The organism is Agrobacterium sp. 10T429, from assembly GCF_056393925.1.
Map to the genome: position 1 here is coordinate 400,205 of NZ_JBFTGV010000002.1, position 25,383 is coordinate 425,587.

24 protein-coding genes and 1 tRNA gene are annotated in these 25,383 nt (G+C 57.7%); 12 read left to right on the forward strand and 13 right to left on the reverse strand.

Going from position 1 to position 25,383, the window contains the following annotated elements; genetic code table 11:
• The first annotated feature begins 57 nt into the window (after positions 1-57).
• Entirely contained in the window at positions 58-1,110 is a 1,053-nt protein-coding gene (locus AC1DCP_RS06945; protein ID WP_019566256.1) for a LacI family transcriptional regulator, read from the forward strand.
• 21 nt (positions 1,111-1,131) lie between these two features.
• On the opposite strand, the gene znuA is transcribed toward AC1DCP_RS06945, so the two are convergent.
• Complete coding sequence (znuA, locus tag AC1DCP_RS06950) at positions 1,132-2,118, reverse strand: zinc ABC transporter substrate-binding protein ZnuA (RefSeq protein ID WP_065687359.1); 987 nt, start codon at positions 2,116-2,118, stop codon at positions 1,132-1,134.
• A 104-nt stretch (positions 2,119-2,222) separates the two neighbouring features.
• Here znuA and znuC point away from each other — a divergent pair, with 104 nt between their 5' ends.
• From znuC to zur, 3 genes are read left to right on the forward strand one after another with little or no spacing between them, the layout of a single operon-like run.
• Positions 2,223-3,140, forward strand: a complete 918-nt coding sequence (gene znuC / locus AC1DCP_RS06955) for a zinc ABC transporter ATP-binding protein ZnuC (protein ID WP_065687360.1) — start codon at positions 2,223-2,225, stop codon at positions 3,138-3,140.
• Positions 3,133-3,951 carry a zinc ABC transporter permease subunit ZnuB gene (gene znuB, locus AC1DCP_RS06960; RefSeq protein ID WP_013636161.1) on the forward strand — a complete coding sequence of 273 codons (819 nt, stop codon included), beginning with the start codon at positions 3,133-3,135 and terminating at the stop codon, positions 3,949-3,951. The genes znuC and znuB overlap by 8 nt, the downstream gene beginning before the upstream one ends.
• The gene (gene zur / locus AC1DCP_RS06965; protein WP_013636160.1) at positions 3,948-4,352 is read left to right on the forward strand and encodes a zinc uptake transcriptional repressor Zur; all 405 of its coding nucleotides are present in this window, start codon (positions 3,948-3,950) and stop codon (positions 4,350-4,352) included. Before znuB ends, zur begins: the two co-directional genes overlap by 4 nt.
• A 39-nt stretch (positions 4,353-4,391) precedes the next feature.
• Here zur and AC1DCP_RS06970 read toward each other — a convergent pair whose 3' ends face one another.
• The 4 genes from AC1DCP_RS06970 to AC1DCP_RS06985 form a co-directional block, all read right to left on the reverse strand.
• Positions 4,392-4,925, reverse strand: a complete 534-nt coding sequence (locus tag AC1DCP_RS06970; protein WP_038491019.1) for a gamma carbonic anhydrase family protein — start codon at positions 4,923-4,925, stop codon at positions 4,392-4,394.
• Between the two features lie 37 nt (positions 4,926-4,962).
• Entirely contained in the window at positions 4,963-5,652 is a 690-nt protein-coding gene (locus AC1DCP_RS06975; RefSeq protein ID WP_065687361.1) for a fumarylacetoacetate hydrolase family protein, read from the reverse strand.
• A gap of 346 nt (positions 5,653-5,998) precedes the next feature.
• Positions 5,999-6,493, reverse strand: coding sequence for a YciE/YciF ferroxidase family protein (locus AC1DCP_RS06980; RefSeq protein WP_003515270.1), 495 nt, complete (start codon positions 6,491-6,493; stop codon positions 5,999-6,001).
• A 371-nt stretch (positions 6,494-6,864) separates the two neighbouring features.
• Positions 6,865-8,121: a TylF/MycF/NovP-related O-methyltransferase gene (locus AC1DCP_RS06985; RefSeq protein ID WP_367078999.1), complete on the reverse strand. Its 1,257-nt coding sequence runs from the start codon at positions 8,119-8,121 to the stop codon at positions 6,865-6,867.
• 560 nt (positions 8,122-8,681) lie between these two features.
• Between AC1DCP_RS06985 and dusA the strand changes: the two genes are divergently transcribed.
• Entirely contained in the window at positions 8,682-9,698 is a 1,017-nt protein-coding gene (dusA, locus tag AC1DCP_RS06990) for a tRNA dihydrouridine(20/20a) synthase DusA (protein WP_081308411.1), read from the forward strand.
• A 5-nt stretch (positions 9,699-9,703) separates the two neighbouring features.
• On the opposite strand, the gene AC1DCP_RS06995 is transcribed toward dusA, so the two are convergent.
• Entirely contained in the window at positions 9,704-10,504 is an 801-nt protein-coding gene (locus AC1DCP_RS06995; RefSeq protein ID WP_065687364.1) for a DUF72 domain-containing protein, read from the reverse strand.
• 56 nt (positions 10,505-10,560) lie between these two features.
• On the reverse strand, positions 10,561-13,482 hold the full coding sequence (gene uvrA / locus AC1DCP_RS07000; protein WP_065687365.1) for an excinuclease ABC subunit UvrA: 2,922 nt from the start codon (positions 13,480-13,482) through the stop codon (positions 10,561-10,563).
• A 305-nt stretch (positions 13,483-13,787) separates the two neighbouring features.
• Between uvrA and AC1DCP_RS07005 the strand changes: the two genes are divergently transcribed.
• Entirely contained in the window at positions 13,788-14,321 is a 534-nt protein-coding gene (locus AC1DCP_RS07005; protein WP_065687409.1) for a single-stranded DNA-binding protein, read from the forward strand.
• A 66-nt stretch (positions 14,322-14,387) separates the two neighbouring features.
• On the opposite strand, the gene AC1DCP_RS07010 is transcribed toward AC1DCP_RS07005, so the two are convergent.
• The gene (locus AC1DCP_RS07010) at positions 14,388-15,536 is read right to left on the reverse strand and encodes an HPP family protein (RefSeq protein ID WP_112152861.1); all 1,149 of its coding nucleotides are present in this window, start codon (positions 15,534-15,536) and stop codon (positions 14,388-14,390) included.
• Positions 15,537-15,659: 123 nt separating this feature from the next.
• Positions 15,660-16,289, reverse strand: a complete 630-nt coding sequence (locus tag AC1DCP_RS07015) for a MarC family protein (protein WP_003515260.1) — start codon at positions 16,287-16,289, stop codon at positions 15,660-15,662.
• 217 nt (positions 16,290-16,506) lie between these two features.
• Between AC1DCP_RS07015 and gyrA the strand changes: the two genes are divergently transcribed.
• Entirely contained in the window at positions 16,507-19,299 is a 2,793-nt protein-coding gene (gene gyrA / locus AC1DCP_RS07020; protein WP_476774198.1) for a DNA gyrase subunit A, read from the forward strand.
• 93 nt (positions 19,300-19,392) lie between these two features.
• On the opposite strand, the gene AC1DCP_RS07025 is transcribed toward gyrA, so the two are convergent.
• The 3 genes from AC1DCP_RS07025 to AC1DCP_RS07035 form a co-directional block, all read right to left on the reverse strand.
• Positions 19,393-19,653 (reverse strand): hypothetical protein, encoded by a 261-nt coding sequence (locus tag AC1DCP_RS07025; protein WP_003515258.1) that lies wholly within the window; start codon positions 19,651-19,653, stop codon positions 19,393-19,395.
• A gap of 84 nt (positions 19,654-19,737) precedes the next feature.
• On the reverse strand, positions 19,738-21,252 hold the full coding sequence (locus AC1DCP_RS07030) for a D-alanyl-D-alanine carboxypeptidase (RefSeq protein ID WP_081308412.1): 1,515 nt from the start codon (positions 21,250-21,252) through the stop codon (positions 19,738-19,740).
• Positions 21,253-21,400: 148 nt separating this feature from the next.
• Complete coding sequence (locus tag AC1DCP_RS07035) at positions 21,401-22,111, reverse strand: hypothetical protein (RefSeq protein ID WP_065658526.1); 711 nt, start codon at positions 22,109-22,111, stop codon at positions 21,401-21,403.
• Between the two features lie 137 nt (positions 22,112-22,248).
• On the opposite strand from AC1DCP_RS07035, the gene AC1DCP_RS07040 reads away from it, so the two are divergent.
• From AC1DCP_RS07040 to AC1DCP_RS07055, 4 genes are all read left to right on the forward strand, one after another.
• Positions 22,249-22,512, forward strand: coding sequence for a hypothetical protein (locus tag AC1DCP_RS07040; protein WP_065658525.1), 264 nt, complete (start codon positions 22,249-22,251; stop codon positions 22,510-22,512).
• A gap of 15 nt (positions 22,513-22,527) precedes the next feature.
• Positions 22,528-22,755, forward strand: coding sequence for a hypothetical protein (locus tag AC1DCP_RS07045; RefSeq protein WP_065658524.1), 228 nt, complete (start codon positions 22,528-22,530; stop codon positions 22,753-22,755).
• A 343-nt stretch (positions 22,756-23,098) separates the two neighbouring features.
• A complete protein-coding gene (locus AC1DCP_RS07050; RefSeq protein WP_034502322.1) occupies positions 23,099-23,251 on the forward strand; it encodes a hypothetical protein in 153 nt (50 codons plus the stop codon).
• 88 nt (positions 23,252-23,339) lie between these two features.
• Positions 23,340-23,429, forward strand: a tRNA-Ser gene (locus AC1DCP_RS07055).
• Between the two features lie 134 nt (positions 23,430-23,563).
• Here AC1DCP_RS07055 and AC1DCP_RS07060 read toward each other — a convergent pair.
• A complete protein-coding gene (locus tag AC1DCP_RS07060; RefSeq protein ID WP_013636098.1) occupies positions 23,564-23,902 on the reverse strand; it encodes a hypothetical protein in 339 nt (112 codons plus the stop codon).
• Between the two features lie 247 nt (positions 23,903-24,149).
• Between AC1DCP_RS07060 and AC1DCP_RS07065 the strand changes: the two genes are divergently transcribed.
• The gene (locus AC1DCP_RS07065; protein ID WP_476774199.1) at positions 24,150-25,310 is read left to right on the forward strand and encodes a septal ring lytic transglycosylase RlpA family protein; all 1,161 of its coding nucleotides are present in this window, start codon (positions 24,150-24,152) and stop codon (positions 25,308-25,310) included.
• The last annotated feature ends 73 nt before the right edge of the window (positions 25,311-25,383 follow it).

The following is a 25,383-nucleotide window of genomic DNA, read 5'->3' on the forward strand; positions in this document are numbered from 1 at the left end:
TTGCAAGAAACAAAAAGCTATCTATGATTATTGTTCTGCAAAGCGTGGCGAAATGACATGAACGATACTGGTAATTCCGGCAGGGACGAAGCGAAGGCGACAACGGGCGAGCGCCCGACCTTGAAGACCATCGCCTACATGACGGGTCTTGGCATCACCACCGTGTCACGCGCGCTGAAGGATGCGCCTGACATCGGCGCGGAAACCAAGGAGCGCGTGCGGCTGATTGCCCAGCAGATCGGTTACCAGCCGAACCGAGCTGGTGTGCGCCTTCGCACCGGCAAGACCAATGTGATCGCGCTGGTGCTGAGCGTCGACGAGGAACTGATGGGCTTCACCAGCCAGATGGTATTCGGCATCACCGAGGTCCTTGCGACGACGCAATATCACCTCGTCGTTACCCCTCACACCCACGCCAAGGATTCCATGGTGCCGATCCGCTACATTCTCGAAACCGGTTCGGCGGACGGGGTGATTATCTCCAAAATCGAGCCGAACGATCCGCGCGTGCGTTTCATGACGGAGCGCAAAATGCCCTTCGTTACGCATGGGCGGTCCGACATGGGCATTGAGCACGCCTATCACGATTTCGATAACGAGGCTTATGCCTATGAGGCCGTGGAGCGGCTGGCGCAATGTGGGCGAAAGAGGATCGCCATCATCGTGCCGCCATCGCGGTTTGCGTTCCACGACCACGCCCGCAAGGGGTTCACCCGCGGTATCAGGGATTTCGGCGTTTCCGAATTCCCGTTGGATGCCATCACCATCGAGACGCCGCTCGACAAGATCCGCGATTTCGGCAAGCGCCTGATGCAATCAGACGATCGCCCTGACGGCATTGTCTCCATCAGCGGCAGCAGCACGATTGCGCTTGTGGCGGGGTTTGAGGCAGCCGGTGTCAGGATCGGCAAGGATATCGATATCGTGTCGAAACAGTCCGCAGAATTCCTGAACTGGATCCAGCCGCAAATCCACACAGTCAACGAGGACATCAAGCTTGCGGGCAGGGAGCTTGCCAAGGCTCTGCTGGCACGCATCAACGGTGCGCCGCCAGAAACGCTGCAAAGCATCAGCCGCCCGGTCTGGTCCTCAATGGCGCCGAAGCCTTGATAGAAGGAACGCCTGTCCGGATCAGGACAGGCAATCCTTCAGCGAGCCGGCGATGCCGCGCATCATCTTGAAGTAGAGATCGGGACCCGGTTCAAGCGTGGCCGCTTCGGGATCGAGCGTCGCAGACTTTGCCGCCGTGCCTTCGGTTATGACGGAGATCAGTTTCGGCTCGAATTGCGGTTCGGCAAAAACGCAGGTCGCGCCAAGTTGGCGAACCTTTTCCTGCATCTCCCTGACGCGATCGGCACCGGGCAGGGTTTCGGGGCTGACGGTGATCGATCCCGCCGTTTTTACGCCGTAGCGATGCTCGAAATATTGATAGGCATCGTGGAAGACGATGAAGGGCTTGTCCTTCACAGGCTTGACCGTTTCCGCAATTTCGCTGTCGAGCGCATCGAGATCGTCGATCAGTTTTTTCGTATTGGCCTGATAGGTTTCCGCATTGCCGGCATCGGCGGCAATCAGCGCGGTTTCTATCGTCTGGGCCATGGCCTTGGCGTTGGCCGGATCGAGCCACAGATGAGTGTCGTACGCGCCGTGTTCATGGTCGCCGTCATCGTGCGCATGATCATGAGCATGAGCGTCTTCGCTGTCCGAATGGCCGGCATGTTCTCCATGGGCCTCTTCGCCATCGTCATGCGCCTCGAAAGGGCCGCCTTCGCGGAAGGGAAGCTTTTCCAGCCCCTTGGCGTCTTCCAGTTCGACCACTGTTGCCTTGCTGGTCAACGCCTCCAGCGGCTTCTGCAGAAATGCCTCCAGTCCAGGCCCGACCCAGAAGACCAGATCGGCCTTTTCCAGCGTGCGGGCATTGGAAGGCCGCAGATTATAGGTATGCGGTGAGGCTGCGCCGTCGACAATGAGTTGCGGTTCGCCCACGCCACGCATGATTGCCGCGACGAGGGAATGGACAGGCTTGATCGAGACCACGACATTTGGGGCGGCGGTGGCGCCGGAGGCGGCCGCCGCTATTGCTACCGATGCCATGACCGGGATCACGAACGATCTCATGAAATGCACTCCACTTGAAGAAGTATAGTTATGTTATTACATTTATTGCGTAACTCTATAACGTATGCGATAGCGGTAAGCAACATCGCCGATCGGACAATCCCATGCTTCATTCCGCCCATGAGGGCAAAGAGATACTGGTGTCACTTTCCAATGCTGGCGTGCAGCGCAACGGTCGCTGGCTCGTGCGCGGCGTGGAGTTTTCCGTCAGCAAGGGTGAGATCGTCACGTTGATCGGGCCGAACGGTTCGGGCAAATCAACCAGCGCGAAAATGGCGATCGGGGTCTTGAAGCCGAGCGAAGGCGCGGTATCGCGCATTGCCGGTCTGAGGGTCGGGTATGTGCCGCAGAAGCTTTCGGTCGACTGGACCATGCCGCTTTCTGTGCGCCGGTTGATGACGCTGACCGGGCCTCTTCCCGCGCGCGAAATCGACGCCGCGCTGAACGCCACGGGTATCGCGCATCTGGCAAACGCGGAGGTGCAGCATCTTTCTGGCGGCGAGTTCCAGCGGGCGCTGCTTGCCCGCGCCATTGCGCGCAAGCCCGATCTGCTGGTTCTCGACGAGCCTGTGCAGGGCGTTGATTTCTCCGGGGAGATCGCGCTTTATGATTTGATAAAAAATATCAGGAATTCAAATAATTGCGGAATTCTGTTAATCTCGCATGACCTGCATGTGGTCATGGCGGAAACCGATACCGTAATATGCCTGAACGGCCATGTCTGCTGCCGGGGAACGCCGCAGGCGGTGAGCCAGAGCCCGGAATATATGCGACTTTTCGGTGGGTCGGCCGCCAAGGCGCTTGCCGTTTACAGCCACCATCACGACCACACCCATCTGCCCGATGGCCGGGTGCAGCACGCGGATGGTTCGGTGACCGAACATTGCCACCCCGATGATGGCCATCATCATGCGCATGAGCAGCATCACGACCATAATCATGACCATGGGGACTGCGGCTGCGGCCACGAGCATGACGGACATGCCACTTCAAGCCATCAGCAGGGAGAGCGGCATGTTTGACGATTTCTTCGTTCGCGCCATGATCGCCGGCATCGGTGTTGCGCTCACCGCCGGTCCTCTTGGCTGCTTCGTTGTGTGGCGGCGCATGGCCTATTTCGGCGATACGATGGCCCATTCGGCACTGCTTGGCGTTGCGCTGTCGCTGCTGTTGCAGATCAACCTCATCGTCAGCGTCTTTCTTGTAGCCTCGGCGGTTTCGATCCTGCTGATTTTCCTGCAACGGCGGCAGGCGCTTTCCGCCGATGCGCTCCTCGGCATACTCTCGCATTCGGCGCTGGCGATCGGTCTCGTCATCGTTGCCTTCATGAGCTGGGTGCGCATCGATCTCGTCTCCTTCCTGTTCGGGGATATTCTGGCCGTTACCCGCAGCGATATCGCGCTGATCTGGGGCGGCGGGCTGGTGGTGCTGGTTTCCATGGTGTTCCTGTGGCGATCTCTGCTGGCCTCCACAGTCAATACCGAGTTGGCCGAGGCCGAGGGGTTGAACCCGGAACGCGCCAAGCTCATCTTCACGCTGTTGATGGCGCTGGTGATTGCCATCGCCATGAAGGTGGTCGGCATCATGTTGATCACATCACTGCTCATCATACCGGCGGCGACAGCCAGACGTTTTTCTTCCACGCCTGAGGTGATGGCTGTGGTCGCGTCTCTGATCGGAGCGGTTGCCGTCGTTGGCGGCCTGTTCGGATCGCTGAGTTACGACACGCCATCAGGGCCGTCCATCGTGGTTGCCGCCGTGATCCTGTTCGTTATAAGCCTGTTGCCGGCACCGGGTTTTTCCCGCTCCGCAGATGAAGGAGGCAAGTCATGAATGCGCAGAACCTTACCAAAAACCAGTCGCTGGTCATGAATGCCCTGTCGAATGCGCATGCGCCGCTCAGCGCCTATGTGATCCTCGACAAGCTGCGCGACGATGGTTTTCGCGCGCCGCTGCAGGTCTACCGGGCGTTGGAAAAGCTGGTGGAATATGGTCTCGTGCACCGGCTTGAAAGTCTCAACGCCTTTGTTGCCTGCACCCATACGCAAGCCGAATGCTGCTCGCATCACCATGGCACCGTCGCCTTTGCCATTTGCGAATCCTGCGGCCAGGTGAACGAGTTCCACGATCACGAGATCGACCATCGCCTCGAGCGCTGGGTCAAGGACAGCAGGTTCAAAGCGGAAAAGACCACTATCGAAATTCGTGGTCTGTGTGCCGCCTGCGCGGGGTAACTCCGTTTGGCGACAGCGGGCGTTCTTGCCCGCCATCCGTCATTCTTCGATGACTTCCAGATCCTTCGAAAAACGCTTCCAGTTTTCGATGTAATTTTCCGCCGAGCGGCGGATGCTGGCGACGGCCTCGTCATCCAGCGTTCGGACGGCACGCGCCGGCGATCCGACGATCAGGGAATTGTCGGGAAACTCCTTGCCCTCCGTCACCAGCGCATTGGCGCCGACCAGGCAGTTGCGGCCGATCTTTGCGCCGTTGAGGATCGTTGCGCCCATGCCGACGAGCGAATTGTCGCCGATGGTGCAGCCGTGGATGATGGCGTGGTGGCCGATGGTGCACATTTCGCCGATCGTGGCGGCAAAACCGAGATCGCTGTGCACCATCACGCCGTCCTGAATATTGGTGCCGCGACCGATGCTGATTGGATCATTATCGCCGCGCAGCGTCGCGCCGAACCAGATGCCGACATCCTCGGCAAGTATCACCGAGCCAATGACATTCGCATCGGGTGCAACCCAGTAGCGATCCGGGGCAGGGGTCTGCGGCACCCGATCTGCGAGGCGATAAAGCGGCATGGCGGTTCTCTCCCTTTGGATTATGCGCCGATAGCGATCAAGCGACCGTAACGGACAGGGTGCCGACACCGTCTACACCACACTCGATCCGATCGCCGCGCACGATAGGGCCGACGCCTGCGGGCGTGCCGGTCATGATGACATCGCCAGCGGCAAGCGTGAACAGCTTGGAAAGCTCGGCAATTACTTCCGGCACTTTCCAGATCATCTGCGCAAGATCGCCTGTCTGCTTGCGCTCACCATTGACATCGAGCCAGATTGTACCGGTCGACGGATGGCCGATCTTGTCTGCGGGAACGATGGCGGAGACCGGCGCGGAATATTCGAACGCTTTTGCGCCCTCCCACGAGCGTCCCATCTTCTTCAAACCATCCTGAAGGTCGCGGCGTGTCATATCGATGCCAACCGCGTAACCCCAGACGTGGCCCAGCGCATCGCTTGCCAGAATATCCACACCGCCGCTTTTCAACACCACGACGCATTCGACTTCGTAATGCACGTTCGACGACAGCGAAGGGTAGGGGAAATCCTGACCCGCAGGCAGAAGGTTGTCCGGATTTTTCTGGAAATAAAACGGCGGTTCCCTCGAAGGATCGTGGCCCATCTCGATGGCGTGATCGGCATAATTGCGGCCGACACAATAGACCCGCCGCACGGGGAACATCTCGTTTGTGCCCTCTACGGGCAGAAGAACGGGTTCTGGAACTGGAATGACGGTGGCGGCCATGGGATTTCCTGTCGTCTTTTTTAGAACTGCAAGTCTTGTCCCGCGATTCCTGGGTGATTTCCAGTTCAAAATGACCGCAGCCGTAAAGAGGTAGTTCCGGTACAGACAAGCGCTTGCAAACGGCGAAAAAATCTTAGCCTTGGCACCCGATGATCGAATTTGCTCAGTGAAAATAGCAGCTCTTACAGGTCTCTCGATTCGGCGGTTACGAGGTGTGAAATTTAGGCTCGCGTCGAGGCTGCAGTAAGGTGGGCTCAAGATGAGACTTGAAGGAGGGTAAGGCTCGCGTTTTAAGTGTTCAAAAAAGTAAGGTCTCCCAAATTGGGGAGACCTTCGCAAACGCGAGTTACGCAGCTTTCTTGGCGGCGGACGTCTTATTGATGGCCGTCACCGCAAGGTTAGTCAGCTTGTTGTTCGTTGCTTTCTCCTGGTCGAGGATTTCGCTCAGAATTTTGTGGGCTTCATCGTGGCCGAGATCCTTCGCCCATTCGCGGAGCGAACCGTAGCGAGCGATCTCGTAGTGCTCGACTGCCTGGCAGGCCGCCAAGAGGCCAGCGTCGAGCGCAGTTCCTTCTGCCTCCTCCATGAGACCTTCGGCCTCCTTGATCAAGCCCTCAATGGCGTCGCACTTTTCCCCGGAGGCTTTCTTTCCAATGGATTTAAAGACCTGGTCAAGCTTCTTGATCTGATCCCTGGTCTCTGCAAGGTGATCTTCGGCGGCCTTCTTTAGTTCGGCACTTTTGGCTGCCTTCGCGACTTTGGGCAACGCTTTCGTTATGGCGTTCTCCGCATAGTAGACGTCCTGCAATGTGTGCTCGAAAATGTCCGCAAGTGTTTTCATGGGATTCCTCCGGTTTGTTGATTACCATTTAGACAACGCGCAGTTGCGGGCTTAGTTCCCTTCCCGTCACCACCTGGTAGCCGAAACACAAAGACAATCACATATTCGCGCCCGACCTCCTTGTTAGACGAATTCCCGGCTGGCCGACCGAACTTAATCTTCTTTTGCGGCAGGAGCAGGTGGGTACCGCCAGCGACCAGACGATCGTTCAGAGGCCGAGTTCTCCGCCCTGATATATGTGCGAGTTTGCAAGACGATCCTCGGAAAACTCAATCGTTGATCATCGCTTGGTCGGTAGCGTACCCCGTCAGAAAAGCCAGCGGCAAAAAAAGACCCGAGACCTTCTCGAAATGGGGCAATGGCCAGTTTCTCTACTCAACCTCTATCTTCAATTTGTGAATCGCAAGTCCAAGTGGACGCGTATCCTCACTTGATGGCTTCAGGGAATGTGGAGATGTAAAAAACTCGGGTCTAAATTCGAAGAAAATTGTCGGGGGAGATTCATCATTCTGGTCCCTTCGTAGCAAGTGTAAAGGAATGATCAATTCCCGATCGCCACGTTTATTTTTGGATGTAAATTTCCACTCGGCAACATTGGTACCATCGACCAGAACGGCAACAGTCTGCTCTATCTGTCTGCCAAGTAATAGAGCATCGGCATCAAATATCAGTCTAATGGCCGTTTCCGGTACGAATGGAATTATCAAGGACATCGTATGGCGTTCGCCCAGGCCCCAGACGCCCCAGTCTTCAACGTCCGCCCATCCGTCTTTCAAATAAGTTTTTAAAAGTCGGGTGGAAACCCAGGCTCCTACCGACAAATCATGAAGTCGCTTAATTCGCCAATTGTTGAATTTATCGGAGGATGCCCGTGTCTTTCGCACTATCGCACTGCCGCCGCTGTCCGCTAATGGTATCAAACATTCAGGCTTGTCTGAAAAGAACTCGTCAGCTGCATTCTCGGCGCCATCCCAGTGCAAGCTCGAATAATCATGGACAACGATAAACCCACCTTCGACCATTTTTGGGTAGAAATAGTTCAGCGCACTCATCATCGGATTGTAAAGGTCGCAATCAAGATGAACGACGGAAAACGTTAGGTTGTCCGGAATTTGCGTAGCCGACTCTGGAAAATACCCTTTTACGTAGACGACATTGTCCTCGCCTACAAATTCCCGCACCGTTTCAAGACTGGTATCGGAAAACTGCAAAGGGATCGATGAATCAATGCCCTGAATATCTTTCGGATCGAAGCCTTCGAAGGTATCAAACAGATATGCCGTACGCCCCAGCGCCCTTGCGAAATTCGCCAATATATAAGAAGTGTTTCCCTTATATACTCCAAGTTCAGCGATATCACCCGATATATTTTCTTTTTTAATTTGATCATATATGAGGCAAAAAGTGAAGAAGCGGTTCATGTCACGTTTATGATGCTCTTCATTGTGAGTAAAGCCGCTTGACAATGCTTTGGGATCGAGCTGATCCTCTATCTTTTTGTACCTGTGAAGATTTACGGAATAGCGATGTGGAACAGTAGAGTAAAAATCAGTCGGCCATGATTTTTCAAGCTCCGCCTCACGAGAACTTTGAAACAAACTTTTCAAAAATTTCGAACCAAAACTCATCCGCGCCCCACAAAGATTAATATTACGTCGATCAGAGAATACTGGTCAGGCGATTATATAATTTCTCATTTCGGAACCGAACTTCGGTCCGACTCTATGAGCCCGAAAAGTAATCTGCATTAAGAATTGGACGACGCCCGCGCTGCTTGGCGTATTGGTACGTGTTTAGTGCCGTCTACGACCACTAATGCGCGACCTTGGGAATTGTTCCCAGAACGAGCTGAGGCTCGTGACGAGCGGCAGCATCGCCCACAATTTTTGACCTAGCGGTCGCTCGCATCGGATAGCGATAAGCGATCCGAATTCAACCGTTCAAGCCCACCAGCCTCATCGATTTCGGTGTAGAGAAACCGTGTGTGCTTCAGCATTAGGGTTGTGGTCGAATTTCTTCGCCTTGTTAAAAACTACACGCTCGCCTTTTTTTCAAAGGATCTGCGCGGTATAATCAATCGAGACGTCTATTATCTTCTCGCCGTGATAGTGACCGACAGTCATGAACATTGGTGCTGCTCAATGAAAAACTATCACAGAATTTTACCCTAGTAAGCGAGCGTAAATAGTTGAATTTCTATAAAAAAGCGGTGACATCAGGGTCTCGCATCTTTGCCGTGGCCCCGATGATCGATTGGACGGACACGAGGTGCAGATTTCTGCACCGGCAATTGTCGAAGCGTGCGCTGCTTTATACTGAAATGATCGTTGCCGACGCCATCATCCATGGCCAGCGCGACAGGTTGCTCAACTATCATACTCAGGAACATCCGGTCGCACTGCAACTCGGTGGGTCGGATCCGGTAAAGCTTTCGGAGGCGGTGCGGATCGCCGGCGATTATGGCTATGACGAGATCAACCTCAATGTCGGCTGTCCTTCGGACCGTGTGCAATCCGGCACTTTCGGCGCATGTCTGATGCGCGAGCCCGAGATTGTCGCGCAATGCGTGACAGCGATGAAGGCCGTTGCGAAGGTGCCGGTCACGGTCAAATGCCGCATCGGCGTGGACGATCAGGAGCCGGAAGCCGTGCTGCCGGATTTTCTTTCGCGGGTTGTGGCGGCGGGCGCGGATGCGGTCTGGATCCATGCGCGCAAGGCTTGGCTGCAAGGGCTTTCGCCGAAGGAAAACCGTGAGGTGCCGCCGCTCGATTATGATCTCGTCTATCGCATGAAGCGGGAAAATCCTGACATCTTCATCGGCATCAACGGCGGTATCTCCGATCTCGATCAGGCAAGCCTCCATCTGCAGCATATGGACGGCGTGATGCTGGGCCGTGCGGCCTATCACAATACGTCCATCCTTGCCGATGTCGACCATAGCATTTATGGCGAGGAGGCCCGGCAAGCTGACTGGATGGGGCTGCGTGATGCGATGATGGCCTACGCCGCCGACTATATCGCCGCCGGCGGGCGCCTCAATCACGTCACCCGCCACATGGTCGGCCTGTTTCAGGGCATGACCGGCGCGCGCCGTTTCCGGCAAATCCTTTCCAGCGACGCCACACGGCCGGGAGCTGGAACCGAGGTGATCGAGGCGGCGTTCGCGGCAGTCGATTTCAACCCGGCGAAAGAAATGGCTGGCTGAGCCAGTCAGACCAATTTCTGCAATACCTGTGCGCCGTTTGGTGCATTGACCTTGCCGCCGGTGATGAAGAAAGCGAAGACATCGCGAGGGGTCTTCTCGACTTTTCTATCGGGAGCGATCAGCGTCAGATCATCCGGAACACCGCCCGCCGCATAGGTCTTGACCCGTTTTGCCCAACGATCAATCTCGGCCTTCGGATAACAGGTCTCGATATCGTCTTCGCCCTTTTGCAGGCGGGAATAGACGAAATCGGCAGTTACGTCAGGCAGCATCGGATAATCGTGATGGTCGGCGCAGACGACCGCGACCTTGTGTTTGGCGAGAAGATCGATGAATTCCGGCACCTGAAATGTCGGGTTTCGCACTTCGACCACGTGGCGAAGGCTGATGCCGTCCTGTTTTTCGGGCAGCAATGCCAGAAACGCCCCGAAATCCTCGGCGTCGAATTTTTTAGTCGGCGCGAATTGCCAGAGAATCGGGCCGAGATGGTGGCCGAGCTCCGTCAGTCCCTGCGTCAGGAACTTCGTCATGGATTCACCCGCCTCGGCCAGGACCTTGCGGTTGGTGACGAAGCGGCTTGCCTTCAGGGAGAAAACGAAATCCTCAGGCACGTCCGCCGCCCATTTGGCGAAGGTCTCGGGTTTCTGGCTGCTATAATAGGTGCCGTTCACCTCGATCGCCGTCAATTGCCGGCTGGCATGTTCCAGCTGGCGTTTCTTCGGCAGTTTTTCCGGATAAAACGTGCCTTCCCACGGCTCGAAAGTCCAGCCGCCGATACCGGTGCGGATCGTGCCTGATGTCGACATATACTGTTCCTCCTCGGGCTATCGGCCTTACGTACCCTTGCTGCGAAAGGTGCGGATTACTCCGCAGCCTCGCGTTTTCCGGCTGGCCGACGTTCCAGAAGTTCCTTCAGGAAATGACCGGTATAGGAGCGCTCGTTCTTGACGATGTCTTCCGGCGTGCCGGTTGCCACCACTTCGCCGCCGCCCGTGCCGCCTTCTGGGCCAATATCGATGATCCAGTCGGCCGTCTTGATGACTTCGAGATTGTGCTCGATTACCACGACGGAATTGCCCTGATCCACCAGCGCCTGCAGCATTTCCAGAAGCTTGTTGACGTCGTGGAAATGGAGACCCGTCGTCGGCTCATCGAGAATGTAGAGCGTGCGGCCGGTGGAGCGTTTCGACAGTTCCTTGGCGAGCTTGACGCGCTGCGCCTCGCCGCCGGAGAGCGTATTGGCCTGCTGGCCGACCTTGATGTAACCGAGGCCGACATCGAACAGCGCTTGCAGCTTGTCACGCACGGCCGGAACGGCGGCGAAGAATTCAACGCCTTCTTCCACCGTCATATCAAGCACGTCGGCAATGGACTTGCCCTTGAAGGTCACATCCAGCGTCTCGCGATTATAACGCTTGCCGTGGCAGACGTCGCAGGTGACATAGACATCCGGCAGGAAGTGCATCTCGATCTTGATGACGCCGTCGCCCTGGCAGGCTTCGCAGCGGCCGCCCTTGACGTTGAAGGAGAAACGGCCAGGTGCATAACCGCGCGCCTTCGCCTCCGGCAGACCGGCGAACCAGTCACGGATAGGCGTAAATGCGCCGGTGTAGGTGGCGGGGTTTGATCGTGGCGTGCGGCCGATTGGCGACTGGTCGATATCGATCACCTTGTCGATGAATTCGAAACCATCGATGCGGTCATGCTCGGCCGGAATTTCGCGCGCTCCCATCACCCGGCGTGCTGCCGACTTATAGAGCGTCTCGATCAGGAAGGTGGATTTGCCACCACCCGACACGCCGGTAACGGCGGTGAAAACGCCAAGGGGAACGGCCGCAGTCACATTCTTCAGGTTGTTGCCGCGTGCGCCAAAAACCTTGATTTCGCGGCCCTTCTTCGGCTTGCGGCGTTCTGCCGGCACGGCGACGCCAAGTTCGCCGGATAGATATTTGCCGGTCAGCGATTTCGGATTGGCCATGACCTCCTGCGGCGTGCCTTCGGCGATCACCTGACCGCCGTGGATGCCGGCGGCAGGGCCGATATCGACAACGTAATCCGCCGTCAGAATGGCATCCTCGTCGTGTTCGACCACAATCACCGTATTGCCGATATCACGCAGATGTTTCAGCGTATCGAGCAGACGGGCATTGTCACGCTGATGCAGGCCGATGGACGGCTCATCCAGAACATAGAGAACGCCGGTGAGGCCGGAGCCGATCTGCGAAGCAAGCCGGATGCGCTGGCTTTCTCCGCCGGAAAGCGTGCCGGAATTGCGTGACAGGCTGAGATAATCCAGCCCGACATCGTTGAGGAATCGCAGACGTTCGCGGATTTCCTTGAGAATGCGAACCGCGATCTCGTTCTGTTTGGCGTTCAGATTTTCCGGCAGCGTCTCGAACCAGTCGCGTGCCATACGGATCGACATCTGGGTGACTTCGCCGATGTGCATCCTGTTGATCTTGACGGCGAGCGCTTCCGGCTTCAGGCGATAGCCGGCGCAGGCCGGGCAGGGGGCCGCCGACATATAACGCTCGATTTCCTCGCGCGCCCAGGCGCTGTCAGTCTCTTTCCAGCGACGCTCCAGATTGGGAACGATGCCTTCGAAATTCTTCACCGTCTTGTAGGAGCGCGCACCGTCCTGATAGTTGAACTCGATCTTGTCGTCAGTGCCTTGGAGAATGGCGTGCTGCGCCTCTTTCGAAAGGTCCGTCCATTTGCTCGACAGCTTGAAACCGAAGGCCTTGCCCAGCGCCTCCAGCGTCTGGTTGTAATAGGGGGAAGACGACTTGGCCCAGGGGGCGATCGCGCCATCCCGCAGGGTGCGTGCAGGTTCGGGCACGATCAGGTTTTCGTCCACCTTCTGCTGCGAGCCGAGACCGTCACAGGTGGGGCAGGCGCCGAAGGGATTGTTGAAGGAGAAAAGCCGGGGCTCGATTTCCGGGATGGTGAAGCCGGAGACCGGGCAGGCGAATTTTTCCGAAAACAGCATACGCTCGTGGGTCTCATTGAGCGATTTGTTTGCGGAGCCGCCAGCCGAGGTTTCTTCCGGCGGCAGGGGCTTGTCGGCAAATTCGGCCACTGCCAACCCGTCGGCAAGCTTGAGGCAGGTCTCGAGACTGTCGGCAAGGCGTGCTGCCATATCCGGGCGCACGACGGCGCGGTCCACCACCACATCGATATCGTGTTTGTACTTCTTGTCGAGGACGGGAACGTCAGCGATCTCGTAGAACTGGCCATCCACCTTGACGCGCTGAAAGCCCTTCTTCATCAGCTCGGCGAGTTCCTTTTTATATTCGCCTTTGCGGCCGCGCACGATCGGCGCGAGAATATAAAGGCGCGTGCCTTCCTCGAAGGCAAGGATACGGTCGACCATCTGGCTGACCGTCTGGCTCTCGATCGGCAGGCCCGTCGCCGGCGAGTATGGCACGCCGACACGCGCAAACAGCAGGCGCATATAGTCGTAGATTTCCGTGACCGTGCCGACCGTGGAGCGCGGGTTCTTCGAGGTGGTTTTCTGCTCGATGGAAATCGCCGGAGAAAGACCGTCGATGCGGTCTACATCCGGCTTCTGCATCATTTCTAGGAACTGGCGCGCATACGCCGAGAGACTCTCGACATAACGGCGCTGGCCCTCAGCATAGATTGTGTCGAAGGCGAGCGACGACTTGCCCGAGCCGGAGAGCCCGGTCATGACGATCAGCTTATTGCGCGGTAGATCCAGATCGATACCCTTGAGGTTATGCTCACGGGCACCACGGATGGAAATCGTCTTCAGTTCACTCATGATAAAGCTCGGACAAAATTAACAGGCCTGATGGCGGCGCGTCCTTATGTAGTGACGCAACCGGACGTGTCGAGGTTTATTCCCTATCGATCGATGGCTTTTCGGCTCACTTGACTCGAATTTCGTGATTTAATAGAACAAAAAAGGAACAAATTGCAAGTGCGAATATACTATCTGAAAAAGTCAGGATTATTCGCTGTGGATTGTTCCCCGTTGCGGTGCCCTTTGCGGGCGGCGATGGTTATTGTGTGCGGGATTTTTTGAAATGCAATTGCCGGTCGATGGCTGGCGGACAGGATGACGAGATGGCTGGTAGCGTAAACAAGGTAATTCTGATTGGGAACGTTGGCGCCGATCCCGAAATTCGCCGGACGCAGGACGGCCGTCCGATCGCCAATCTGCGTATCGCCACCTCGGAGACGTGGCGGGACCGCAACAGCGGCGAGCGCAAGGAAAAGACAGAATGGCACACGGTCGTCGTTTTCAATGAAGGCCTGTGCAAGGTTGTTGAACAATATGTGAAAAAGGGCGCCAAGCTCTATATTGAAGGCCAGCTGCAGACGCGCAAGTGGCAGGACCAGACCGGTAACGACCGTTACTCCACCGAAGTGGTACTGCAGGGCTTCAACTCCACGCTGACGATGCTCGACGGTCGCGGCGAAGGTGGCGGCGGCAGCCGCAGCGGTGGCGACATCGGCGGTGGAGATTATGGCAGCGGCGGCGGTAACTACGGTGGCGGTTACGACCAGCAGCCGGCGGCCCGCGGCGGTGCCTCGCGTGGCGGCAGCCAGCCTTCCGGCGGCTTCTCCAGTGACATGGACGACGATATCCCGTTCTGATCGGGACCGTGATTGACGGGGCGGGAGCCGGTCGAAACCGGTTGCCCGCTTCAAGGTGGCGACGACCTATGCCGCGGCTTTGTCCGCCAGCATCGCAACCATGACATCGGACTGCGAAAGAATACCCACCATCTTGCCGTTGGCGTCGATCACCGGCAGGTAATGCAGCCCTTCCTCCGCAAAGCGGATGATTGCTTCCTCGATCGCCGTTTCCGGCTGCACGGTTCTAACAGGCGATGTCATGATATCCTTGACGGTATCGTTGGGTGCGCTTGTGCCTGAGAGAATAAGGCGCAGGCGCTGCAGGAAACCGATGGAAGGGCGGCCGTTTCTCCAGCTAGCCTTTTCAAGAAAATCCGTCTGAGTGACGATGCCAAGGATTTCGGCCCTGTCGTTGGTCACGGGCAGCGCCTTGAAATGGCGGTTGCGCATCAGTGAATGGGCGTGGCGCAAGCTATCATCCGGGGCGACACCGACCACATCGCGCGACATGACGCTGGCGCAATCGAGGTGGAGGGCGCGGCGGCGCCAGGAGCGCAATTCCGTCTTGCGCAAAATCATCTCCAGCACATCGCGATCAATATCGAGAACCTCGTCATATTCCTTCAGCACCTCGTCCAGATCGGCTGAGGAAAAGCCGATTTTCTGTATCGGCGTCGGGTCTGCCGTGCCGTGGCTGGCCTTTCCAAACCTCAGGCTGTGCGGATAGGCGCGGCCGGTGGCATTGTTATAAACGAGCGCGAGGATGAGAAGGATGAGCGAGTTTCCGGCGACCGGCCAGAGAATAAAGCCATAGCCGAGACTATGCACGGCGGGGCCGCCGAGAACGGCCGTCAGCGCCACCGCGCCGCTTGGCGGGTGCAGGCAGCGCAGCGCCATCATGGCAGCAATGGCAAGGCTTATGGCAAGCGCGCTGGCAAGGAAAATATCCGGAACGAGTAGAGCCACCGTCACGCCCACGTAAGCCGACACGATGTTGCCGCAGAGGATCGACCAGGGCTGCGCAAGGGGGCTGGATGGCACGGCGAATAAAAGCACCGCTGAGGCGCCCATCGGCGCGATCATGGCGGGCAGGGTAGGGTCTAAGCGGAAAGCAAGGCTGCCCAGAAGTCCGGTCAGCGAAATGCCGACGAAGGCGCCCGCCGCAGCGCGCAGCCTTTCCCGGTTACTGACGGGAGCGGCATCCGGGATGAGGCGGCGCAGCGTGGATCGCATGGAGAGAGCTTTCTGGTGCGGAAAAAAGATGCGCGTCTTTTAACCGAGGCAGGAGCCGGATTCAAAGGGCGGATTTTTCGCAAATCCGGCCGGTTGCGGCATTTTGTTGTGAAGCGATGGTCGTCAGAATGCGAAGGCCGATTTTATGCCGTCCACTACGAACTGCACGGAAAGCGCGGCAAGAAGGACGCCGAGCAGCCTTGTCAGGATCGCGCGGCCGGTATTGCCGAGAAAACGGTCCATGCGTTCCGAGACGATCAGGGTGGCGTAGACGAGGGCCATGGCGAAGGCGAGGATGAGAATAAGCACGACCATTTCGAGCGTCGTCTTCATCGTTCCCGCCAGGAGCACGGTCGCGGAAATGGCGCCAGGCCCGGCGATCAACGGCAAGGCGAGCGGAAAGACCGCCAGATTGTGCAGATGGTCCTTGGTGATGGCAATCTCCGAGGTCTTTTCCTTGCGCTCCTGGCGTTTCTCGAAAATCATCTCGAAGGAAATCCAGAACAGCAGCAGGCCACCGGCGATGCGGAAGGCACCCAGAGAAATTCCGAGAAGGTTGAGGATGGTGAGACCGAACAGGGCGAAGATGGCGAGAATGCCGAAGGCGATGATCGAACCACGCAAGGCCACCTGGGCGCGCTGGTCGCGCGTCATTCCAACCGTGAGTGCGAGAAATACCGGCGCTAGACCGGGCGGATCGAGCGTGACCAGAAGTGTTGTAAGCGCGTTGATGAGCGTTTCGCTGCTGGCCATTCTTTCCCCGCCTGTTCTGTTTTTAGGCCGGAGCCTACGCAAGTCGTACACGCTTTAAAAGGGAGCGGCGTCGCTTTTGCCAACCTAAATGGCGAAAAGCGGGGTATGTCTTGCAAATGACGCAAAAGACTGTTCAAAACTCGCCTGGAAATTGGCTTAACGTGGCTGTTTCCGCTATAAAAATCCATCCGATTCTTAACAGAGAATGTGATCCGTTTTGACTGACCAGAGCCCCCCCGGCGGCGGAAAACTTCCGCCAGGCATTGAACCGATTTCCATCATTGAGGAAATGCAGCGGTCCTATCTCGATTACGCCATGAGCGTTATCGTTTCCCGCGCGCTTCCCGATGTCCGTGACGGTCTGAAGCCGGTTCATCGCCGTATTCTTTACGGCATGTCCGAACTCGGCATCGACTGGAACAAGAAATACGTCAAATGCGCCCGCGTCACCGGTGACGTGATGGGTAAATTCCATCCGCACGGCAATGCGGCGATTTACGATGCGCTGGCGCGCATGGCGCAGGACTGGTCTCTGCGCCTGCCGCTGATCGACGGACAGGGCAACTTCGGCTCCATCGACGGCGATCCGCCGGCGGCCGAACGTTACACCGAGTGCCGTCTCGAAAAGGCAGCGCATTCGCTTCTCGACGATCTCGACAAGGAAACGGTGGATTTCCGCGACAACTATGACGGCACCTTGCATGAGCCGGTCGTCATTCCCGCGAAATTCCCGAACCTTCTGGTCAACGGGGCAGGCGGCATCGCCGTCGGCATGGCGACGAATATTCCGCCGCACAATCTTTCCGAAGTCATCGACGGCTGTATCGCCCTCATCGACAATCCGGCGATCGAGCTGCTTGAACTGATGCAGATCATTCCCGGCCCGGACTTTCCGACCGGCGCGCTCATCATGGGCCGTTCCGGCATTCGCTCTGCCTATGAGACGGGTCGCGGATCGGTCATCATGCGTGGCCGTGCGACCATCGAGCCGATGCGCGGCGACCGCGAGCAGATCATCATCACCGAGGTTCCCTATCAGGTGAACAAGGCGACGATGATCGAGAAGATGGCCGAACTGGTCAAGGAAAAGCGCATCGAGGGTATTTCCGATCTGCGCGACGAGTCCGACCGCCAGGGTTATCGCGTCGTCGTCGAGCTGAAGCGCGACGCCAATGCCGAAGTCATCCTGAACCAGATCTATCGCTACACGCCGCTGCAGACCTCCTTCGGCTGCAACATGGTGGCGCTGAACGGCGGCAAGCCTGAACAGATGACGCTGCTGGACATGCTGCGCGCCTTCGTGTCCTTCCGTGAGGATGTCGTCAGCCGCCGCACGAAGTATCTGCTGCGCAAGGCGCGCGACCGCGCGCATGTGTTGGTCGGTCTGGCGATCTCGGTTGCCAATATCGACGAAGTCATCCGCGTCATTCGTCATGCTCCCGATCCGGCTTCGGCCCGTGAGGAGCTGATGACGCGGCGCTGGCCGGCGCAGGATGTGGAAAGCCTGATCCGTCTCATCGACGATCCGCGCCACCGCATCAATGAAGACGGCACCTACAATCTCTCCGAAGAGCAGGCACGCGCCATTCTCGAATTGCGCCTTGCCCGCCTGACGGCGCTTGGCCGAGACGAAATCGGCGACGAGCTGAACAAGATCGGTGCGGAAATCAGCGAATATCTCGAAATCCTGTCTTCACGGCTGCGCATCATGCAGATCGTCAAGGATGAGCTTATTGCCATCCGCGACGAGTTTGGCACGCCACGCCGGTCCGAGATCGTCGAAGGCGGTCCTGACATGGATGATGAAGACCTCATCTCCCGCGAAGATATGGTCGTCACCGTTTCGCATCTCGGCTACATCAAGCGCGTGCCGCTGGCCACCTACCGGGCACAGCGTCGCGGCGGCAAGGGCCGTTCCGGCATGGCGACGCGCGACGAAGATTTCGTCAACCGTCTCTTTGTCGCCAATACCCATACGCCGGTGCTGTTCTTCTCCTCGCGCGGCATCGTGTACAAGGAAAAGGTCTGGCGCCTTCCGATCGGTACGCCGCAGTCGAAGGGCAAGGCCCTCATCAACATGCTGCCGCTGGAACCAGGCGAGCGCATCACCACCATCATGCCGTTGCCCGAGGACGAAACGACCTGGGAAACGCTCGATGTGATGTTCTCGACGACGCGCGGCACGGTTCGCCGCAACAAGCTCGGCGATTTCGTGCAGGTCAACCGCAACGGCAAGATCGCCATGAAGCTGGAGGAGGAGGGCGATGAAATCCTCTCCGTCGAAACCTGTACCGACCAGGATGACGTATTGCTGACGACGGCACTCGGCCAGTGCATCCGCTTCCCGGTGGACGATGTCCGCGTCTTTGCCGGCCGCAACTCGGTTGGCGTGCGCGGCATCAACATGGCCGATGGCGACCGCATTATCTCCATGACCATTGTGGGCCATGTGGAAGCTGAACCGTGGGAGCGTGCGGCCTACCTCAAGCGTTCGGCTACCGAGCGGCGTGCCGCCGGGGTCGATGAGGAAGATATCGCACTGGTTGGTGAGGAAGTCGCGGAAGAAGGCGAACTCAGCGAAGAGCGTTATCAGGAACTGAAGGCACGCGAAGAATTCGTGCTGACCGTCTCTGAAAAAGGCTACGGCAAGCGTTCTTCGTCTTACGACTTCCGCACATCGGGTCGCGGCGGCAAGGGCATTCGCGCCACCGATACCTCGAAGACGACGGAAATCGGCGAACTCGTTGCGGCCTTCCCGGTGGACGAAGGCGACCAGATCATGCTGGTTTCCGATGGCGGCCAGCTGATCCGTGTGCCGGTAAACGGCATCCGTATCGCAAGCCGCGCCACCAAGGGCGTGACGATCTTCTCCACCGCCAAGGATGAGAAGGTGGTTTCCGTGGAACGTATCAACGAGCCGGAAGGCGACGAAGAGGCGGAAAACGGCAATGGCGAAGATGTGGCAGACACTCTGCCGGATACGCCGGAGGCACCGGAGAGCGAGGCGTAAGCCGCCTCGTTTCTTCATTGTCAATCAACAAAAACCCCGCGGTGCACAGGCTCCGCGGGGTTTTCTTTGTCTCGTCCGGTTATGTTCGGTTTGTCAGCGGATCCGGATATGGACCGGTGCACGCCCGGAGCGGCGGCCGACATGAAGGTGGATATTTGCTTCCGGCTGATTGGCACGCCAGGCGCGGGCGCCGTGCGACAGAAGCAGGCTGACGAGATCACGCGTCTTTGCCTTGGAGCGGTTAAGACCGAGATCGGCAATGCGCATTGCCGCCTCGTGAATGGGATGCAGAACCGACAGACTGCCTTGCCCGTTGCCAGACGCAATGTCCGAATAGTTCTCGTTAACTGCCATCTTGGAAAGCCTCGCTACACATTACACAATTCGAGGAGACAGGCGATGTTTCAACAAATAAGCCACCGCCTGCGCGAACGTCGATTACTGGAGTGACGCCCAGCAGCTGACGCCTTTCTTTTTCAATGCATTGCATGCATTTACCGCGGCGGCCTGGCCGTCGAAGCCGCCGAAGCGGGCGCGGTATACCTGGGAGCCTTCTCTGCTGAAGGCCACCGTGAAGGGTTTTGCGGACCGAAGGGCGGCGCCGCCTTTTTCCTGCGCATTCTGCAACAGGCCACGTGCCGAGTTTTCATCCGGCGATGCGCCAATCTGGATCACCCAACCGCCCTGCGGAGCTTCAGCCTTTACCGAAACGGAAGGGGTGGAGGGTACAGATGCCGGTGTGGACGCGGTGACGATATTGTCCACCTTGGTCGAGTTGGTAATCAACTTGCGGTCAGGCGCGACGGCTACCTGAGAAATAGGATCCTTGCCCTTCTGCCAGGTGGCGGCTTCCATGGCCTTTACGGCCGCATTGGACGAGGAGCCTGCAAAGGCAGTAACCGGCGCGTCCTCGTAACGGGTCTGCGGTACGGGGCCGGCATGCGGCAGGCCGGAATCTGTCGCAGCGACAGCTGCGGACGGAGCCGCGACTGCCACAGGTGGAGCAGCAACCGCCACAGCGACTGGCTCTTCGACAGGTGCCGATCTCGTCTGCGCAATCAGGTTGCTGTTGCCGCTGCGGGAGGCCTGCGGCAGGTAGGTCGCAACAAGCTTGCGCATGGTGGCGTCACGGGCAGCGCTCGAGCGGCCGCCAAGAACGACGGCGACGATGGAGCGACCGTCTAGCTGTGCCGATGTTGCAAGATTGCTTCCGGCAGCACGGGTATAACCGGTCTTGATGCCATCTACGCCGCGCACGGTTCCCACGAGACGATTGTGGTTGCCGATGACCTGCTTGCCGAAATTGAAGGTGCGCGTGGAGAAGTAGCCGTAATATTGCGGGAAATGCTGGCGAAGGGCGATGCCGAGGCGGGCCTGGTCACGCGCCGTCGTCATCTGCGCCGTGTTAGGCAGGCCGTTGGCGTTACGATACGTCGTGCGCGTCATGCCGAGCGCACGGGCCTTGGCGGTCATCATTCTGGCAAAACGGTCTTCGGAGCCGCCGATATATTCACCGAGTGCGGTGGCCATGTCGTTGGCGGAACGGGTGACGAGCGCAAGAATTGCCTGCTCGACCGTGATGCTGCCACCGGCGCGCACGCCTAGCTTGGAAGGAGGCTCCTTGGCGGCGTTGGCCGAAACCGGCACCTTGGAATCGAGCGAAATGCGCCCGGAATTAAGCGCCTCGAACGTAAGATAAAGCGTCATCATCTTCGTCAGCGAGGCTGGATAGCGCAGGCCATCCGGATCCTCGCCATAGAGAACCTTGCCGGTCTTGGCATCAATGACGATGCCCGCATATTTCGGGTCCGCCTGTGCGGTGCCAACGGATGTTGCGGTTATGAACGCCGCAGCAAGGGTCAACGCAACGAACCTTACCAAAGACGTCGCACCCGCTTTGCGCGAATCTGCCCCAAATAGACTTTTCAACACTGCTGAACTCTTCAATCGCATATTTCTGTTCCGCTCGGACGCGCCCCGCCCGAGTGCTCCGGGAAGAAACTTTATCGGGATGGCGTTACCAAGTGGTTTATGAAAGGTATCCACGCTCCATAAAATGCGACTTTTCGGGCGCAATCTGTCTCACGCCTTTTCACGGATTTCAGTCTTTTACGAGGCGCTGCTCGATGTAGCGTTTCACGCCTGCGTCGAGTTCTTTCCATTGTGGCAGCAAGGTTGCGGAGAATCGGTAGAACAGGCTGAGGTCCTGGCCGGCGTGGATATCCCTCTGGCAGTCGCTGCCCGTCGACGCCTGCTGGGTTTGCGGCAGAAGGCAGCGCACGACATAGTCGCTTTCGCCCTCTCGCTGCCCGGTCAATATGACTTCCTTGCCGTAACCTGCGTCGGCACGCAGGCGGTGCAGTGTGAGGCCGTGTTTCAGCGGCACAGGCTCTCCTTCCGTCAACCGGGCATAGATCGGCCCGAAACGGCCGGACATGTCCTCAGACATCGTGCTTTGCGATAGCTGGATGAAAATAAGCCCTGCTGCCTGCGCCGGATCATCGAAAACAGCGCGATTGGAGTCTTCATATCCCTTGAGATCCGGCCAGGTGAGATAAAGATCGGCCCGCTCTCGCTCTCCATCATGGCGGTCGGAAGGTACACGCAGCGTGTTTTTCGCAAGTTTCAGCCGGTCATTGCCGATTGTGATCTCCACCGCATCGGTTGCTGTTGTATGGCCCGCCTGAAGGATCCGCTCGCCGTACCATTTAACGCCGATATTAAGGGCAGCAACAAAGCATATAATAATGACGGCAATGATGACGGCGCGCCGTATCAGGGAGGATGAAAGCAGGGGGGCTTCGTTGTGCATGAGCTTCCGACTTGTTCTTGCCACTGGACGCGTTTTCCACACTGAAAACAGACGGGCAAAGCTTTAACCTGCGGCGATCGCCATTGAAATGCTGTTTTGCCGCTGCTACCTGATAGGGTGCAAGCAAAGGACGGCATATGGCAGCGCGCGACAGATATTCCCGGAAACTCGAATGTTCCAAATGCGGTCATCAGGGTTTTGCCGAGGTGTCGGAATCGGATGAGAAAGGCCGCCGTAACCTCGATTTTCGCGTTGATGAAATGCCGCGTGGCTTCCGCACCGAGCGTGCCTCGGTCGATCCAACGGAATTCATGATCCGCTGCGGTCAGTGCGGCAACATATTCCGTTTCCTGCAAAAAACCGCCTATGCGCCGGGAGGCGAACCGCGCGTCAAGGCCTGAACGGAAGGTGCCGGGATGACTGTACCGCAACAACCCAATGGGGCGCCGCCTAAGCGCAAGCCAATCTGGCCGTGGATCGTGCTGCTGGTGCTGACGCTTTGCACCATCTATTCCTACAATCGCGCCAACGAGATCATTATGGAGTTTTCCGACACGTTACCGCCGGCGCTGCTGAACCTTTTCGAGGATATTTTCCGGGGCGGTTTTCGGCACGTCGACGGCGGACCGAGCATCGGTGTCTGAACCATAAAGCAGGTAACGCACACCCAGCCTTTATCCGCCGGTCGCAGTTTTTCGGTAGTATAAAAGAAAAAAGCCCCGCAAACGGGCGGGGCAGGTTGATCGCTCGGGGAAAGTTGGGCAATGCCCGGGAGCGATGCGGCTATATAAATGACAATATTACTGACGCGATAGGCCACTTCCGTCCCAAACAGTACGCCGACGCATAAAATTTGCTCAAGCAGGAAGAATTTAGGAATATCAACTGGCCAAATCTGTCAGGCAACTTGACAGGAGGTCGTTTTATTCTTCGATTGCCTCGAATTGCACATATTCGCGCCTAACATAACGGGACATGAGCAGACGCATGGATAAATCCGGAATCTTCTTCGTGGCGCTTTTATTGGTGCTTGTTGCAATCGTGCTGAGTCTGGCGCTATTCCACTCGCCTCAGCAAAGTCCGGCACTTCCTTCGGGCGAGGGGTCTCTGCTGCCGCCGGCAACGACACAAGGACAATGAGTTGCTGACGGATGCGAAGAGGCTGTGCGCGCGTGCGCCATCGGGATTGACGGCCTTTTTCAAAACGCTATAAAGCCTCACCACCGATGGATGGGTGTCCGAGTGGTTTAAGGAACCGGTCTTGAAAACCGGCGTGCGTGAGAGCGTACCGTGGGTTCGAATCCCACCCCATCTGCCATAAAACTCCAAACAGAGAGTTTGAAATCAAGAGAACCGGCAGCGTTAGCGACGCGGTGTTCTCTTGGCTTGGAAATTTCTTGTATCACCGAAATGAAGAAACCCGCCTTTCGGCGGGTTCCGTTGATTAATGTATTAGAGTTCAGGGCAGCCGCGTTCGTTCGCGAATGTGATGCGCTCCGGTCCTCGGCGGGTGAAGCCCTGGACGACGACGCGGCCGGGGGTGACGCGCACGACTTCGGGGTCGCGCAGGCCTGCCTCGCGGGCGGCGGCGCGGGCTTCGCGTTCGCCGCAGCCACGCATGCGCGGAGGTCCTCGTCGGTCCATGTCGCGGTCGCGATCACGTATAACCGGGCGAACGCCGTCGGGGCCGATCCGCAGCTCCATGTCCTGCGCACTTGCGTGAATAGGCGCGGCAATGGACACCAGCGCGATGCCGAGTGCCAGGCCGGCGGTTTTTATTGACTTGATCATGTTCCCTCACTCAGCCGAAAACCGGCGGAAGCTCGTGTGTTTGCGAGGAGAAAACGCGGTCGGGCTTCGTTTGTTCCTTGAGCAGGAGACATCTCAAGACGGCGCGTTTAAAGGCCCATCAGGCTTCACGCTCTGCGGAAAAGACATAAATCGTTAACTACGTTCGTTACAATTTTATCGAATTTGCAGAAGTCGTTCGCATTTTTGCCACGTTATGCACAAGATTAAGCGACTGTTAGGTGCTTCGATGGCAGGGGCATGCATCGAGGCAAATGAGGGTGCGGTTCTTCGAGCCTGCAAGCAGCGTGGGGCAGACGATTTKAAATCTACGGTCAAGAAACTCGGCATCAACGCCAGATCGGGCGTGAAGTGGCTTGCAATTTCCGTGCTTTGCGCCGCGACAGCCTCGTGTTCCACCACCTCTGAGACCAAACCGAAGCAGAAGCGCAGCAAGGAATATTTCTCCGAATCGGAATATGGCGTCAAAGCCAGCCCGCGCGTGGCCGACGGCCAGAACATTCCCAAGGGCGGCGGGCGCGAGCTTCTCGGCAATGCCTATACCGTCAAGGGCCGACGTTATTTTCCGAAGGAAGAGCCGGGTTACAACAAGACCGGTCTTGCCTCCTGGTATGGTTCCGCCTTCCACGGCCGCCTGACGGCAAATGGCGAGGTCTATGACAAGGAACATCTTTCCGCTGCGCATCCGACATTTCCCCTACCGAGCTATGCGCGCATCACCAATATGGAAAACGGTGCATCGGTTCTGGTGCGCGTCAACGATCGCGGACCCTTCCATGAAGGTCGCCTGATCGACGTTTCCAGCAAGACCGCAGATCTTCTCGACATGAAGGGCACTGGAACGGCGAATGTGCGGGTGCAATATGCAGGCCGCGCGCCGCTTGATGGGCACGACATGCCTTATCTGATGGCGTCCTATGTTCCGAAGGGCTCTCGTTCTCCGGGTGTTGCGCCGGAAGGGCAGATCGCGACTGGTGTCATGGTGGCTTCGGCTTCGCCGAATTTCGTGCCGGCCCCGACATCCAACCCGAATTACGGTGCTTCGACGCAGACGGCGCTGGTTGGCACCAAAAAGAATGCAGCGCTCCAGGCCATGCCGCTGGTCAACGGCCCCGCACCGGCCTTCGAACAATTTGCAATTCTGCCGGAAATCGGTCCGTTCCTGGCGGAGCGCCCGGAAGGCAATTTCACGCGTGAGCCGGCAGCACCTGGCGGCAACTATCTGCGCGTGCCAACGCCATCATCCAAATATGCAGCGGCTTATTCCGAGGAGTCCTCTGCCGTTTCGAGAACCTCACGTGCGTTCGACAGCGTGCTCGTCGATCGCGGAGCGCTCAACGAGGATTCCATACTTGCCCATGTGAAGCGTCAGCAGGCGAAGACGCGCTGACGGGTTGAAGAGTTTATGGCTGACTTGCGTTTTCGTCGCGAGCGGCGGGTTGCGGCAGGGAAAGCTGGGCGGT

Coding starts and splice junctions, on each gene's coding strand:
- AC1DCP_RS06945 (WP_019566256.1), top strand. CDS start 58: ATGAACGATACTGGTAATTCCGGCAGGGACGAAGCGAAGGCGACAACG.
- znuA (WP_065687359.1), bottom strand. CDS start 2,118: ATGAGATCGTTCGTGATCCCGGTCATGGCATCGGTAGCAATAGCGGCG.
- znuC (WP_065687360.1), top strand. CDS start 2,223: ATGCTTCATTCCGCCCATGAGGGCAAAGAGATACTGGTGTCACTTTCC.
- znuB (WP_013636161.1), top strand. CDS start 3,133: ATGTTTGACGATTTCTTCGTTCGCGCCATGATCGCCGGCATCGGTGTT.
- zur (WP_013636160.1), top strand. CDS start 3,948: ATGAATGCGCAGAACCTTACCAAAAACCAGTCGCTGGTCATGAATGCC.
- AC1DCP_RS06970 (WP_038491019.1), bottom strand. CDS start 4,925: ATGCCGCTTTATCGCCTCGCAGATCGGGTGCCGCAGACCCCTGCCCCG.
- AC1DCP_RS06975 (WP_065687361.1), bottom strand. CDS start 5,652: ATGGCCGCCACCGTCATTCCAGTTCCAGAACCCGTTCTTCTGCCCGTA.
- AC1DCP_RS06980 (WP_003515270.1), bottom strand. CDS start 6,493: ATGAAAACACTTGCGGACATTTTCGAGCACACATTGCAGGACGTCTAC.
- AC1DCP_RS06985 (WP_367078999.1), bottom strand. CDS start 8,121: ATGAGTTTTGGTTCGAAATTTTTGAAAAGTTTGTTTCAAAGTTCTCGT.
- AC1DCP_RS06995 (WP_065687364.1), bottom strand. CDS start 10,504: ATGTCGACATCAGGCACGATCCGCACCGGTATCGGCGGCTGGACTTTC.
- uvrA (WP_065687365.1), bottom strand. CDS start 13,482: ATGAGTGAACTGAAGACGATTTCCATCCGTGGTGCCCGTGAGCATAAC.
- AC1DCP_RS07005 (WP_065687409.1), top strand. CDS start 13,788: ATGGCTGGTAGCGTAAACAAGGTAATTCTGATTGGGAACGTTGGCGCC.
- AC1DCP_RS07010 (WP_112152861.1), bottom strand. CDS start 15,536: ATGCGATCCACGCTGCGCCGCCTCATCCCGGATGCCGCTCCCGTCAGT.
- AC1DCP_RS07015 (WP_003515260.1), bottom strand. CDS start 16,289: ATGGCCAGCAGCGAAACGCTCATCAACGCGCTTACAACACTTCTGGTC.
- AC1DCP_RS07025 (WP_003515258.1), bottom strand. CDS start 19,653: ATGGCAGTTAACGAGAACTATTCGGACATTGCGTCTGGCAACGGGCAA.
- AC1DCP_RS07030 (WP_081308412.1), bottom strand. CDS start 21,252: ATGCGATTGAAGAGTTCAGCAGTGTTGAAAAGTCTATTTGGGGCAGAT.
- AC1DCP_RS07035 (WP_065658526.1), bottom strand. CDS start 22,111: ATGCACAACGAAGCCCCCCTGCTTTCATCCTCCCTGATACGGCGCGCC.
- AC1DCP_RS07040 (WP_065658525.1), top strand. CDS start 22,249: ATGGCAGCGCGCGACAGATATTCCCGGAAACTCGAATGTTCCAAATGC.
- AC1DCP_RS07045 (WP_065658524.1), top strand. CDS start 22,528: ATGACTGTACCGCAACAACCCAATGGGGCGCCGCCTAAGCGCAAGCCA.
- AC1DCP_RS07050 (WP_034502322.1), top strand. CDS start 23,099: ATGGATAAATCCGGAATCTTCTTCGTGGCGCTTTTATTGGTGCTTGTT.
- AC1DCP_RS07060 (WP_013636098.1), bottom strand. CDS start 23,902: ATGATCAAGTCAATAAAAACCGCCGGCCTGGCACTCGGCATCGCGCTG.